Genomic DNA, 14,199 nt, shown 5'->3' with positions numbered 1-14,199 from the left:
AGGAGCCGTCGGCGGGCCTTCGACGTTACGACTTCAGGACCTTTCGACTCGCGACTCGACGATTCGAGGCTTGAGACCTTTTCCCGATGAACGACCGCATCGCCATCGTCTCTGTCGCGGGCCGGTTCCCGGGGGCCGGCGCGGACCTCGGCCGGTACTGGGCCAACGTCGCTTCGGCGACCGACTGCTCGCGCGAGGTGCCCGCCGGGCGCTGGGCGCTGCCGCCCGACCGCTGCACCGACCCGCGGGTCGCGAACCCCGACACGGTGTACTCCGCCCGCGGGTACTACCTCGACCCGTTCGAGCCGGACCTGAGCGGTCTGGACATCGACCCCGGGCTGGTGCGCGAACTCGATCCGCTGTTTCACCTCGTGTTAGATGTCGGCGGCCGGGCGTGGCGCGGGGCCAAAACCGCGGGCCTGGACCCCGCCCGGGTGGGCGTCGTGCTGGGCAACATCTGCCTGCCCACCGACCGCGCCAACGACCTGTGCCGGGCGGTGCTCGGCGGGAAGCTCGGGCTGCCGGCGGGGGCGCCGGTCCACCCGCTGAACCGGTACGTCGCGGGGCTGCCCGCGGGCCTGCTCGCCAGGGGGCTCGGGCTCGGGGGCGGCAGCTTCACCCTGGACGCCGCGTGCGCGTCCTCGCTGTACGCGCTCAAGCTCGCGTGCGACGAACTGGCCGCCGGCCGCGCCGACGCCATGCTCGCGGGCGGGTGCTCGCGCCCCGACTGCCAGTACACACAGATGGGGTTCGCGCAGCTCCGCGCGCTTGCGCCGAGCGGGCGGTGCTCGCCGTTCGACGCCCGGGCCGACGGCCTTGTGGTGGGCGAGGGCGCCGGGGTGTTCGTGCTGAAGCGCCTGGCCGACGCGCTCAAGCACGGCGACACAATTCACGGCGTCATTGCGGGCGCGGGCGTGTCGAACGACATGCACGGCAACTTGCTCGCCCCGGCCAAAGAGGGCCAGCTCCGCGCGATGCGGTCGGCGTACACGCACGCTGGCTGGAGCCCGTGGGACGTGCAACTGATCGAGTGCCACGCGACCGGCACGCCGGTGGGCGATCAGATCGAGTTCGACAGCCTGCGGGAGCTGTGGGGCGGTTCCGGCTGGGCGCCGGGGCAGTGCGCGATCGGCTCGGTGAAATCGACGGTGGGGCACCTGCTCACCGGGGCCGGCGCCGCGGCGCTGACCAAAGTGCTGCTCGCGATGAAGCACGAGCAGCTCCCGCCGCAGGCGAACTTCGCGACCCCGGCGCCGGGGCTGCGGTACGAGGGCGGTCCGTTCCGGGTGCTGCGTGCCGCCGAGCGCTGGGGCCGCTCGTCCGCCACGCAGCCGCGCCGGGCGGCGGTGAGCGGGTTCGGGTTCGGCGGCGTGAACGCGCACCTGCTCGTCGAGGAGTGGACCGGCCTGCCGCCGCGCTCGGGCGCGAGCAAAACGCCGCGCCTCATCGCGGTCGGAGCGCGCGAGGCGGCCGCCCGGTCGCGCGCCAGCGAACCCCACGAGCCGGTCGCGGTGGTGGGGGCGGCGGCGCACGTGGGGCCGTGGGCCGACGCCCGGGCGCTGCAAGAGCAGTTGTTCGGCGTGGGGACGGCCGAGCCCGGTATCAAACTGAACGGCTGGGCGCTGGCTGACGAGCCGTGCCCGCCCGGCTTTTACATCGACGAGCTGGCGCTGCCCATCGACAAATTCCGCGTGCCGCCCAAAGAGCTGGAAGAGACACTGCCGCAGCAGTTGCTGATGCTGCGCGTGGCCGCGGACGCGCTCGCCGATGCGGGGTACACCCCCCGCGCCGACGGCGACCCCGCGACCGGCGTGTTCGTCGGGCTCGGGTTGGACCTGAACACCACCAACTTCCACCTGCGCTGGGCCGCGATCGGGAGCGGTGCCGGCCCCGACGAAGCGTCCCCGCCGCTGACGGCGAACCGGACGATGGGCGCGCTCGGGAGCATCGCCGCGAGCCGCGTCGCGCGGACGTTCCATTTCGGCGGGCCGAGCCACACCGTTTGCAGCGAAGAGGGCTCCGGGGCGCGGGCGCTGGAGCTGGGGGTTCGTGCCCTCCAGGCCAGAGAGCTGGACCGCGTTCTGGTGGGCGGGGTGGATCTGGCCGGCGACCCGCGGCTGGTGCTCCCGGGCGAGGCGTCGCTCCCGGCCGACGGCGCGGTCGCGCTCGTGCTGAAACGCCTCGCCGACGCCGAGCGCGACGGCGACCGCGTGTACGCCGTTATTAAGGGAGTTGGGGTCGCATCGACCGAGGGGGGGGCACAATCTCGCGCCGCGGCCGACGCCGGGCTGCCGCTCGGGTCGGCGGTCGCGTTCGGGGGGACGGCCGAGCGGGTCGGTGAGGTGGGGGCCGCGTCGGGGGCGGTGGCGGTTCTGGATGCGTGCGTCGCGCTGTACCAGGAAGTGCTACCGGGGGGCGTGGCCGGTTCTTTGATCGAGGCGCCCGGCGGCCGGGTAGGCCGCGGCCCCCAGGAGCCGACGTTCTGGTTACGCAACCGGGCCGACGGGCCGCGGCGTGCGTGCGTTCACTCGTCCGGCGCAGACGGGTCGCACTTCGCGTTCCTGCTGGAAGAGCCCGCACAGCGGGTTCCGGCCGAACTCGCGCAGCCGCTCGGGGCGCGGGCCGAAGCGGCGTTCGTGGTCGAGGGCGACACGCCAGCCGAACTGCTCGCGGGACTTGAGGCTCTGTCGGCGTTCGCCCACGACCGCGCCGAGCACAACGTTGAGGCCGTCGCCCGGGGGTGGTTCCGGGCGGCGCCGGGGGCCGGGCGGAAGCTGGCGGTCGGGTTCGCGGCGCGCTCGGGGGCGGAACTCGCCGAACAGATCTCGTTCGCCGCGTCGTCGCTCCACGCGGACCCCGCCAGCCCCTTCCCGGCGACGGCCCGCCCGGCGCTCCGGGACCGCGTGTTCTACAGCCCGAAGCCGCTCGGGGCGCGGGCGAAGGTCGCGCTCGTGTTCCCCGGGTCCGGCAACCAGTTCGACGGCATGGGCCGCGACCTCACCGCCCAGTGGCCCGACGTGGTGCGCCGACAGGACGCCGAGAACCAGCGCCTGCGGGACCAGTTCAGCCCGCAGTTCTTCTGGCACGGGCGCGCGGGCGACGCGCCGGCGCGCGACCTGATGTTCGGGCAGGTGACCGTCGGCTCGCTGGTGGCGGACGTTGTGTCCGCGCTCGGCGTCCGCTGCGACGCGATGATCGGGTTGAGCCTCGGCGAGTCGGCCGGCCTGTTCGGGGTGCGTCTGTGGCGCGAGCGCGACGAAATGTACCGGCGGATGCAGGTTTCGACCCTGTTCGCGTCGGACCTCGCCCCACCGTATGATTCCGCACGGGTGTACTGGGGCGTTCCGGCCGGTGAGCCCGTGGACTGGGTCAGCGGCGTGATTTCCGCCGGGGCCGACGACGTAACGGCCGCGCTGCGCCCGGGCCTGCTCGCGTACCTGTTGATCGTGAACACGCCGAGCGAGTGCGTGATCGGTGGGAAGCGGGCCGACGTGGAGAAGCTCGCGGCGGCGGTCGGGAAGCCCGTGATGCTTCTGGAGGGCGTGACGCTCGCGCACTGCGAGGCCGGGAAGCCCGTGTTCGGGCCGTACCACGACCTGCACATGCTGCCGGTGACGCCGCCCGCCCACGCCCTGACCGTGTACAGCGGCGCCTGGGGCAAGAGCTACCGGCCCGGCGAACTGGCGTGCGCGGACTCGATCACGTCGGGGCTGGTCGGGCTGATCGACGTGCCGCGGGTGATCGAGGCGGCGTACCGCGACGGGGTGCGTGCGTTCATCGAAGTCGGGCCGGGGAACTCGTGTACCCGCATGATTTCGGCGATCCTGGGCGACCGCCGGCACCTCGCCCGGGCCGCCCACGCCGCGAAGCCGGACGCGGTGTCGCAGATCGTTCGCCTCGTGGCGCACCTGGCGGCGGAGCGGCTGCCGGTCGATCTCGCCGCGCTGTACGGCACGGAGACGCGGTGCGTCGCGCACCGGGAGCCCGAACCGGCGCGGCGCAACGTGGTTGTGGTGCCGGTGGGGTTGCGCCCGGTGCCCCCGGCCGTGGTATTGACACCTCTCCCGAAGCGGGAAGCTGCGCCGAGCGCGGGGCCGATCGAGACGGACGGGGAGGAGAGCGTCGCGCCGGTCGTGGCCGCTGGCAGGCCGGAGCCGACTCCACACGTTCCTCCCACCGAGGCGCTTCGTTCATCCCCCGAGCCCTACGTTCGCTTGCGGAGCCAACCTCTCGCTCCGGCGGCTCAGCCCGAAGAGGTGGCGAGCCCGCACATCGTTCCGGTGCTCGCTCCGGAACTGGTGCCGTCGCTTGCCCCGGTCATTGAGTCGGTCGCGAACGTGCAGGTGCTCAACATGCAGGCGCAAGAGGCGTTCCTGCGTGTCAGCGGCAAGTTGATGGAGTCCGCCGCCGGGGTGCAGAGGTTCCAAACCTCGCTGCTCGATGCGTGGACGCGCGGGGGCGGGGGCGCGAGCGAACCGGTCTCGTCGCTCGTGTGGCTGACCCCACCGGCTTCCCCGCTGGAGCCGCCCCGCGCGCTGACCTTCGAGCAGTGCTGCACCTACGCGGCCGGCAAGATCGCCGACGCGCTCGGGCCGCTGTTCGCCGAGGTCGATTCCTACCCGACCCGCGTCCGGTTGCCCGACGGCCCGCTCCAACTCGTTGACAGCATCAGCCTCATTGAGGGCGAGCCGAAGTCCATGACGAGCGGGCGCGTGGTGACGCACCACACCGTCCGCGCGGACCGCTGGTACCTGCAATCGGGCCGCATCCCGACCGCGATCTGCGTCGAGGCGGGGCAGGCCGACCTGTTCCTCTCGGGGTACCTCGGCATCGACTTCGAGACCCGCGGGCTGGCCGTGTACCGGCTGCTCGACGCGGTCGTGTCGTTCCACCGCGGGCTGCCGCAAGTCGGCGAAACGGTGACCTACGACATCCACATCGACAAGTTCGTGAAGCAGGGCGATTCCTGGCTGTTCCACTTCTGGTTCGACGGAACGGTCAACGGCGAGCCGCTCATCACGATGCGCAACGGCGTGGCCGGGTTCTTCACCGCGGAGGCGCTCGCGGCCGGCAAGGGGATCGTTCAGACCGCGCTCGACAAGAAGCGGTTCCCGGGCAAAAAGCCCGACGACTGGGCGGACCTCGTGCCCCAAGCGGTGTGCGCGCTGACCGCGCAACAGGTGGACGCCCTGCGCGGGGGCGACCTCGTGGGGGCGTTCGGGCCGGCGTTCGCCCGGGCGCGGCTGACGCGACCGGCCACCATCCCCGGCGGGATGCTCCGGCTCGTGGACCGGGTGCCGCTGATCGAGCCCGCGGGCGGGCGGTTCGGCACCGGGTTCGTGCGCGCCGAGTTCGACATTCACCCGGACGACTGGTTCCTGACGTGCCACTTCGTGGACGACCAGGTGATGCCGGGGACGCTCATGTACGAGTGCTGCCTGCACACGCTCCGCGTGCTGCTGATGCGCCTCGGCTGGGTGGGCGAGGCCGACGACGTGGTGTGCGAGCCGCTGCCGGGCGTCAACAGCCGGCTGAAGTGCCGCGGGCAGGTGCTCGCGACGACCAAGACCGTCACCTACGAGGTGACGGTGAAGGAACTGGGCTACCGGCCAGAGCCGTTCTGCGTCGCCGACGCGCTGATGTACGCGGACGGCAAGCCGATCGTCGAGATCACCAACATGACGCTGCGCATGTCGGGGCTCTCGCGCGAGAAGCTGGGCGCGATCTGGGCGAGCGGGGGGCGCGAGCCCTCCGCCGGTGTTACGCGCGGCGCCCGGGAGGCCCAGGCTTCTCGGGAGGGTGAACAGGGGGCTCGGGGGGCTCACGCTCCCCGCTCGCCGGTGCTGTACGACTCCGCCAAAATCATGGCGTACTCGAACGGCAACCCGTCCGAAGCGTTCGGGGAGCCCTACAAGGTGTTCGACTCCGACCGGGTGCTCGCGCGCCTGCCGGGGCCGCCGTACCAGTTCCTCGACTGCGTGACCGCCGTGTCCGGCGAGCCGTTCGTGCTGAAGGCCGGCGCGAGCTGCACCGCCCTCTACGCCGTGCCGCCGGACGAGTGGTACTTCGGCGAGAACCGCTGCGAGAACATGCCGTTCAGCGTCCTGTTGGAGATCGCCCTCCAGCCGTGCGGGTGGCTCGCCGCGTACTGCGGGTCGGCGCTCACCAGCACGGACGACCTGAGCTTCCGCAACCTCGGCGGGAAGGGCACCCAGTTCCGCGCGGTGACGCCGGCCACCGGGACGCTCGCGACCACCGTGAAGATGACCGGCGTGTCGAACTCTGCGGGCATGATCATTCAGCACTACGACATGCTCGTCGAGGACGCTCAGGGGCCGGCGTACAAGGGCACCACCTACTTCGGGTTCTTCACGAAGGGGGCGCTGGCGAACCAGGTCGGCATCCGCGAAGCCCGGGTGCCGTGGCCCAACGAGCAGGAACTGATGCGAGCCAGGAGCGACACGCTCCCGCACGAGCCGCCGTTCCCCGGGCCGATGCTGCGCATGGTGGACCGGGTCACCACGTACGTCCCGGACGGCGGCGCGAAGGGGCTCGGGCTCCTGGTGGGGACCATCAAGGTCGATCCGGAGTTCTGGTTCTTCAAGGCGCACTTCTACCAGGACCCGGTGTGGCCCGGGTCGCTGGGGTTGGAGTCGTTCCTCCAGTTGCTGAAGTACGCGGCCTGGAAGCGGTGGGGGGCGCCCGCGAAGCCGTGGCACACGGTGGCCCGAAACGTGCCGCACACGTGGGTGTACCGGGGGCAGGTGCTGCCGAAGGACCACGAGGTCACGGTTGTGCTAGAAATCGTCGCCGCGGACGACGATAATCACCGACTCACCGCCAACGGGTTCCTGACCGTGGACGGGCGGGTTATCTACCAGATGACCGATTTCACCCTAGAATAGCAGCCGGGACTCGCCCCGACGGCCGCGACACCTTGCCGACCCGCGCATGAAATACAACCGCGTTCACCTCGAAGCGATCGGGTACGAACTGCCGCCGGTGGTGGTTTCCACCGCGGAGCTCGAAGCGCGGCTCGCGCCGGTGTACAAATCGCTGAACATGTCGCCCGGGCAGTTGGAACTGCTCACGGGCATCAGCGAGCGCCGGTGGTGGGAGCCCGGCTACCCGCTCTCGAAGGGCGCGGCCGCCGCGGCCCGTAAAGCGCTGGCCGCGGCGGACATGTCCGCGTCGGAGATCGACGTGCTGATCTACGCGGGCGTGTGCCGGGAGAACTTCGAGCCGGCCACCGCGTGCGCCGTGGCCCACGAGCTGAACATCAACCCGAACGCCGCGATCTTCGACCTGAGCAACGCGTGCCTGGGCGTGCTGAACGGCATCGTCGAGGTCGCGAACAAGATCGAACTCGGACAGGCTCAGGCGGGGCTCGTGGTTTCGGCGGAGACGGCGCGGGAGATCAACGAGAACGTGATCGACCGCATGGTGCGGACGAAGTCGGTCGAACTGTTCCGCGAGAGCATCGCGACGCTCACCGGCGGGTCCGGGGCGGTCGCGGTGCTGGTCGTCAGCGCGGAGCTGTCGCGCGAGAAGCGGCGGAAGCTGCTCGGCGGCGCGACCCAGAACGCGCCCCAGTACCACAACCTGTGCCGGTGGGGGCTCCAGTCGCTGCTCCCCTCGGCGGTCGGCACCGTGGAGCGGGTGCTGGGGGCGAACGCCGCGGGGTTGATGCAGAAGGGCGTCGACAACGCCACCGGGTTGATGCAGAAGGGCGTCGATCTCGGGATGCGGCACGTGATGATTCCGTTCATGGAGACGCACGCCGGCGAGGTGCTGAAGTACGGCGTCGAACTCGGTCACCGCACCTGGCAGAAGTTCCTGACCAAGCTGAGCTGGCGCCCGGACTTCCTCGACAAGGTGATTTGTCACCAAGTGGGCGCCGGGCACCGCGACGCGGTGCTGCGGGCGATCGGCGTTTCGCCGGAGAAGGACTTCAGCACGTTCGAGTACCTGGGCAACATCGGCACCGTCTCGCTGCCGATCACCGCGGCCATTGCGGAGGAGCGGGAGTTCCTCCGGCCGGGCGACCGGGTCGGTTTCCTGGGCATCGGCAGCGGGCTGAACTGCCTGATGCTCGGGCTGGAGTGGTAGGCCGCCGGCGGTTGGCGAGCCGAGAGACCCGATACGGCAGAACCAAAAGATCAGGGCACTCGACGGGGAATCGGCGGTTCCGTGCGGCTCGCAGCGGTTTTTTGACAGGATCGATAGTACGAACAGGATCGCAGAGGCGAGACAGACTCCGTTTCGCGTTCTCAATCCTGTTCATCTTGTTAATCTGTCATAACTGCATTGTGTCTGAACGGAGCTGAATTGTTCCCGTCCCGCCCGTTGGTCCGGAAAACTCTTGCGGCCGTGTTTGCGCGGCCGAATCGAACTTCATGAGCAACACCTCGGACCCCGCTTCGCTCCAACTCCGCACGAACGCCCTGCCGGATGACGACGGGCCGCCGTTTCCGAACCCGGCGATGCCGCTGTTCCCCTTCGTCTCGCGCGTGGCGACGCGGCGCGGGCTCCGGATGGCGTACCTCGACGAGGGCCGCGGCGACACGGTCGTGATGCTCCACGGGAACCCCACCTGGGGCTTCTACTACCGCAACCTCGTGCTGTCGCTGCGCGAGTCGTACCGCTGCGTCGTTCCGGACCACATCGGCTGCGGGCTCTCCGACAAGCCGGGAACGGACCGGTACGACTACTCCCTGAAGAGCCGCATCGACGACCTGGAATGGCTTTTGGAGGAGCGCGGGCTGACGCGCGACCTCACGCTGGTGGTACACGACTGGGGCGGAATGATCGGGATGGGGTTCGCCGCCCGGCACCCGGAGCGCGTGAAGCGGATCGTGGCGATGAACACCGGCGGGTTCCCCTTGCCGGCGGGCAAGAAACTGCCGCCGTCGCTGTGGCTCGGGCGGAACACCAAACTCGGCGCGTGGCTCATCACCCGGCGCAACTGGTTCTGCAAGTTCGCCGCGAAGTGGTGTGCCACAAAGCGCCCGCTCCCGGCCGACGTGCGGGCCGGCTACCTCGCGCCTTACGACACCCCGGCGCACCGGGTGGCGGTGCTCAAGTTCGTGCAAACGATCCCGCTGGCGCCGTCCGACCCGGGCTACGACATCGTCAGCGGCGCCGCGGCCTCTCTCGAGAAGTTCCGCGACACCCCGACCTTGCTGCTGTGGGGGATGAAGGACTTCGTGTTCGACCGCCACTTCCTCGAAGAGTGGCAGCGGCACTTCCCGCACGCGGAAGTTCACACCTGGCCCGACTGCGGGCACTACCTGCTCGACGACGCGGGCGAACTGGCCATCACGCGGGTGTGGGAGTTCCTCCAGCGGCACCCGCTGACCTGAGCCGCGGCCCCACATGAACACCTCCCTCAACGTCGCCTCGCATTTGGTCCGGATGGCCGCGGAGCACCCGACGCAGGTGGCGGTTTACGCGCCCCGCGGCCGGGTGCGCCGGGACGGCCCGACCGAACACCGCGCGATCACCTTTCGCGAACTGAACGCCGACTCCGACGCGATCGCCCACGGGCTCGCGTCGGCGGGCGTCGCCCGGGGCACGCGCACGGCCCTGATGGTGCCGCCGTCGCCGGACTTCTTCGCGCTCACCTTTGCCCTCTTCAAAGTCGGCGCGGTCCCCGTCCTAATTGACCCCGGAATGGGCGTCAGGAACCTCGGCAAGTGTCTCGCGGAGGCCGGGCCGGAAGCGTTCGTTGGGGTCGGGAAGGCGCACGCGGCGCGGCGCGTGCTGGGGTGGGCGAAAGGCACCGTTCGCGCCACCGTGAACGTGTCCCGGTGGCGGTTCTTCTGCGACACCTCGCTCGCGCGGGTGCGCGAGGCCGGGTGCGGGAGCGGACCGTACCCGGTGCCGGATTCGCAGGCGACGGAGCCGGCGGCGGTACTGTTCACCAGCGGCAGCACCGGTGTGGCGAAGGGCGTGGTGTACGTCCACGGCATCTTCGACGCGCAAGTGAAACTGCTGAAGGCCACCTACGGCATCGCGCCGGGCGAGATCGACCTGTGTACGTTCCCGCTGTTCGCGCTGTTCGGCCCGGCGCTGGGGATGACGTGCGTGATCCCGGACATGGACGCGAGCCGCCCGGCCCGCCTCGACCCTCATAAGGCCGCGGCGCAGATCAAGCAGTTCGGCGTCACGAGCCTGTTCGGCTCGCCGGCCGTGATCCGCCGGCTGGGGGAACTAACGGTCTCAGGTCGGCGGGTCTCAGGTCCCAAGTCAGAAAACAGTGCGGCCACCGACTTGGGACCTGAGACCCGCCGACTTGAGACGCTCAAAAGGGTTATCTCCGCCGGGGCTCCGGCGTCGGCCGCGTCACTGGAACGCTTCGTTCGCCTTCTTCCCGACGGCGTCGAGGTGTTCACCCCTTATGGGGCCACCGAAGCGCTGCCGGTTGCGAACATCGGTAGCCGCGAGATCCTGGGCGAAACGCGGCACCTGACCGACCAAGGTAAGGGGGTGTGCGTCGGGCGGCCCGTGCAAGGGGTGGAGGTGCGGGTGATCCGCATCAGCGACCAGCCGATCGCCGAGTGGGACGATTCGCTCCTTGTGCCGCAGGGCGAAGTGGGCGAGTTCGTGGTCCGCGGCCCGGTCGTGACGCAACTGTACTACAACCGCCCCGATGCGACCAGGTTGGCGAAGATTCGCGACCCGAAAACCGGCGAAGTTCTGCACCGCATGGGCGATGTCGGGTATGTTGACGCGCAAGGAAGACTCTGGTTCTGCGGGCGCAAATCGCACCGCGTTGTGACGCCGCACGGCACCTTGTTCACGGACATGGTGGAGCCGGTGTTCAACACGGTCCCGGGCGTGGCCAGAACCGCCCTCGTCGGCGTGACGCGGGGCGGTGCGACGCACCCGGTGCTGTGCGTCGAGTTCGTGCTCCCGCAGATGCCACACGAAAGGCGGTTCGACCCGACCGCGGAGCGACAGCTCCGCGCAGCCGGGGCGCGGTCCGCGCACACGCGGGGCGTCGCGACGTTCCTCGAGCACGACAGCTTTCCGATGGACGTGCGGCACAACTCCAAGATCTTCCGCGAGAAGCTTGCGGTGTGGGCCGATAAGTTACTTGGCCCGAACTGGAGCCCCGGGGAACAGGCGTGAAGGCGGTCGTTACGGGCGGCGGCGGGTTTCTCGGTGGGGCGGTCGTGCGACTGCTCCGCCAGAGGGGTGATTCCGTCCGCTCGTTCACGCGCTCGGCGTACCCGTGGCTCGACGAGTTGGGCGTCGAGCAGTCGCTCGGCAACCTCTCGGATCTGGAGTCCGTCGAGCGCGCGGTGTCCGGCTGCGACGTGGTGTTCCACGTCGCGGCGAAGGCCGGTGTGTGGGGTCGCTACTCGGACTACCACAACACCAACGTTGTGGGCACCCAGAACGTGATCGCGGCGTGCAAGACGCACGGCGTCCGGCGCCTCGTGTACACCTCGACGCCGAGCGTCGTTCACGCGGGCGGCGACAACGAGGGGGCGAACGAGTCGCTCCCGTACCCGAAGCACTTCGACGCCGCGTACCCCGAGACGAAGGCGAAGGCCGAGAAGGCCGTGTTGGCCGCGAACGGTTCGGACCTTGCGACGGTGTCGCTCCGGCCGCACCTGATTTTCGGCCCGGGGGACCCGCACCTGATCCCGCGCATCATCGACGCCGCTCGCGCCGGGAAGCTGAAGCGGATCGGCAACCGGCCGGCCAAGGTCGATGTGACGTACATCGACAACGCCGCGCAGTCGCAACTCGACGCCGCGGACCGGCTCGACATCGGCACCGCGCCGGCCGGGAAGGCGTACTTCATCTCGAACGGCGAGCCGGTCGAACTGTGGCCGTTCATCGACCGCGTGTTGGCCGAAGCCGGCTTGCCGCCGGTCGAAGCGCGGGTCTCGGCGTGGAAGGCGCGGCTGGCGGGGCGGGTGCTGGAGTCGGTGTACTGGTTGTTCCGGCTCCCGGGGGAGCCGCCGATGACGCGGTTCGTGGCGAACCAGATGTCCACGTCGCACTGGTACGATATCGGGGCGGCCCGGAGAGACCTCGGTTACGAGCCCACTGTTTCGGTCGAAGAAGGGCTCAGGCGGCTCGGTGAGCGGCTGCGCTTGGGGTGAGCCGCCGAATTGCGGCTGTTCGCGGCCTCTGAGGCGGCGGAGCATGAGCACTTCGGGTCGGTCCGGTTAGGACTTTCGGTCAAAAGTCCGCTTGTCGCAAATTTAACAGGTCCAAAGTCTTGTGACTTTACGACTTGCTGATCTGATGACTTCTGACCGATAGTCTTTACACCTCGGGAATCTCGATGTCGTCGAGCGGGTCGGTCGATGAGGCACCGTCGGCGGTCTTGCGGCCGGGGTTCGCCTGGGCCAAGGCCGCAACCTCGTTCCAATCGACCGCGGCGAAGATCTCCTCCAGGTGCCCGACGACGCCAAGCAGGCTGGCGGCAGCCATTTCGTAGTTGGTGTGTGGCGAGAACTCTCTGAAGTGCGTGTTGAAGTGTTGGGCCGCGCGGCGCAACTTCGGCAGCTTGCCCCGAAGCCGGCGCAGGAAGTCGACGTGGTCGCCGCGCTGGAACGCCGGCTCGACGGCGCGGATGCTGTCGTACAGCGTCCGCGGAACGTCGAGCATGTCCTCGTTGTCCTGGATCTCGTCCGCGTGCTTCAGGAACGTGCGAACCATCCAGGCGTGGGCGAGGACCGTGTTCGACCGGCTGACGGCTTCGGTGGGGCTCATGAACGTCACTGGGGTTTGGCCTGCGCTGCGGCCGATTTCGCGGGCGCAGCGGCCGCTTTCTTCGCCGCCTTCTCCAGCTCGGCCGCTTCCTTGGAGTAAAGCACCAGGAACGTTCCGATGGCGACCAGCACGATGCCCAGCGGTAAGTGCCAGGACGGCATGTCGAACCCGAAGTGCCACGGCGCGCCCGGCTTCGGGTGCCACACCAAACTGAGAACCGTGTTGATGAACGGAGCGAGCGAGAAGATGAGCGGCGCAATCAGGATGCGGTACTGGGCCGCGTACTTGGTCATGTCTTCTTTTGCGGCCTGGAGCTCTTGCCGCGAAGTCGCGTCGTCGGGGTTGGCTTCCAGCTTCGCGGACGCCGTATCGGCTCTGGTCTTGATTTCGACGTAGCCGGGTTCCGTTTGCGCCGCCTTCACCGCGCCGTTGCTGGCGAAAATGACGCAGATGGCACCGACCGCGCCCATCACCCCGGCGATGCCACTGAAGATCAGCCCGTTCGTTTTCCATTCCGGCTTGGTGACATCGCCGCCGAGGGACATCATCAGCACCGGGACCACCACTGCCATCACGAAGTACGCGATGCCGACGCACAGGATGGACGCGAGGCGCCCGCCCATCGTGCCCGGTTTGGTGGTCAGCTCGGTCCCGCCGTAGAAAATGATCGGGACGTAAGTGCCCCACGCCAGCCCGGCGAGAATCACATACCCCCACCACGGGATCTTATCCATCGTGTATCCAAAAGCGGAACGCGGGACGCGGAATACGGAGTTCGGAGGAAGCTTGGGCTTCGCTCCGCGTTCCGAACTCCGCGCCCCGCGCTGGAAAGAGTGACCCTATGGGGATTCGAACCCCAGTTCCTGCCTTGAAAGGGCAGTGTCCTAGGCCACTAGACGATAGGGCCACTGTCGGCTGCGACGCCAAGGACACAACAGTTCTAGGGCGAAACGGGGGGGCGGGGCAAGGGCCGCGCGGCCTGATTGCCGAGAAACACCTAAACCCGCCTCGACCGCCCCTACGACCACGTAACGTAAGAGCCCAACTGTTGGTGCGGTACAATAAGGCGAGTACAATGTGAGTCACCCCGCGGGGCGCGGACACTCCACATTTCTTTTTCAAGGGTCACTGACTATGGCCAGCCCAAACGTGATTGAACTGACCGAGGGTAACTGGAACGAGCACGTGACCAGCGGCACCCTGGTGGTCGCGGACTTCTGGGCGCCGTGGTGCGGCCCGTGCCGCCGGCTCTCGTCCACCATTGACGCGGTCGCCGACCAGTTCGCCGGCAAGGTCAAGGTGGGCAAGTTGAACGTGGACGAGAACCCGAGCTTGGCCGTCAAATACGACGTGATGACGATCCCGCGCATCCTGTTTTTTAAGGGAAGTGACAGCCCCGTTCACACCGAGAGCGGCGTGCTCTCGCAGGACGACCTCGCCAAACTGATCGGGCAGTACGCCTGA

General features: G+C 69.1%; 8 protein-coding genes and 1 tRNA gene. 6 read left to right on the top strand and 3 right to left on the bottom strand.

Going from position 1 to position 14,199, the window contains the following annotated elements:
- The first annotated feature begins 86 nt into the window (after window positions 1-86).
- The 5 genes from R5W23_RS14145 to R5W23_RS14125 all read left to right on the top strand — a co-directional run bounded on the left by R5W23_RS14145 (window position 87) and on the right by R5W23_RS14125 (window position 12,119).
- On the top strand, window positions 87-6,905 hold the full coding sequence (locus R5W23_RS14145; RefSeq protein WP_320686862.1) for a beta-ketoacyl synthase N-terminal-like domain-containing protein: 6,819 nt from the start codon (window positions 87-89) through the stop codon (window positions 6,903-6,905).
- Window positions 6,906-6,951: 46 nt separating this feature from the next.
- Window positions 6,952-8,109 carry a 3-oxoacyl-ACP synthase III gene (locus R5W23_RS14140; protein WP_261183985.1) on the top strand — a complete coding sequence of 386 codons (1,158 nt, stop codon included), beginning with the start codon at window positions 6,952-6,954 and terminating at the stop codon, window positions 8,107-8,109.
- 287 nt (window positions 8,110-8,396) lie between these two features.
- Window positions 8,397-9,362, top strand: a complete 966-nt coding sequence (locus R5W23_RS14135; protein WP_320686861.1) for an alpha/beta fold hydrolase — start codon at window positions 8,397-8,399, stop codon at window positions 9,360-9,362.
- A gap of 13 nt (window positions 9,363-9,375) precedes the next feature.
- Window positions 9,376-11,133 carry a fatty acid CoA ligase family protein gene (locus R5W23_RS14130; RefSeq protein ID WP_320686860.1) on the top strand — a complete coding sequence of 586 codons (1,758 nt, stop codon included), beginning with the start codon at window positions 9,376-9,378 and terminating at the stop codon, window positions 11,131-11,133.
- A complete protein-coding gene (locus tag R5W23_RS14125; protein ID WP_320686859.1) occupies window positions 11,130-12,119 on the top strand; it encodes an NAD-dependent epimerase/dehydratase family protein in 990 nt (329 codons plus the stop codon). Before R5W23_RS14130 ends, R5W23_RS14125 begins: the two co-directional genes overlap by 4 nt.
- Before the next feature lie 166 nt (window positions 12,120-12,285).
- Here R5W23_RS14125 and R5W23_RS14120 read toward each other — a convergent pair whose 3' ends face one another.
- The 3 genes from R5W23_RS14120 to R5W23_RS14110 all read right to left on the bottom strand — a co-directional run bounded on the left by R5W23_RS14120 (window position 12,286) and on the right by R5W23_RS14110 (window position 13,642).
- A complete protein-coding gene (locus R5W23_RS14120; RefSeq protein WP_320686858.1) occupies window positions 12,286-12,735 on the bottom strand; it encodes a hypothetical protein in 450 nt (149 codons plus the stop codon).
- Between the two features lie 5 nt (window positions 12,736-12,740).
- A complete protein-coding gene (locus R5W23_RS14115; RefSeq protein ID WP_320686857.1) occupies window positions 12,741-13,469 on the bottom strand; it encodes a hypothetical protein in 729 nt (242 codons plus the stop codon).
- Between the two features lie 100 nt (window positions 13,470-13,569).
- Window positions 13,570-13,642, bottom strand: a tRNA-Glu gene (locus tag R5W23_RS14110).
- A 227-nt stretch (window positions 13,643-13,869) separates the two neighbouring features.
- Here R5W23_RS14110 and R5W23_RS14105 point away from each other — a divergent pair.
- Window positions 13,870-14,199 (top strand): thioredoxin family protein, encoded by a 330-nt coding sequence (locus tag R5W23_RS14105; protein ID WP_261183979.1) that lies wholly within the window; start codon window positions 13,870-13,872, stop codon window positions 14,197-14,199.

It is taken from the genome of Gemmata algarum (assembly GCF_034097035.1).
Classification (GTDB): domain Bacteria; phylum Planctomycetota; class Planctomycetia; order Gemmatales; family Gemmataceae; genus Gemmata; species Gemmata algarum.
This window is presented reverse-complemented; position numbering and strand designations above follow the sequence as displayed.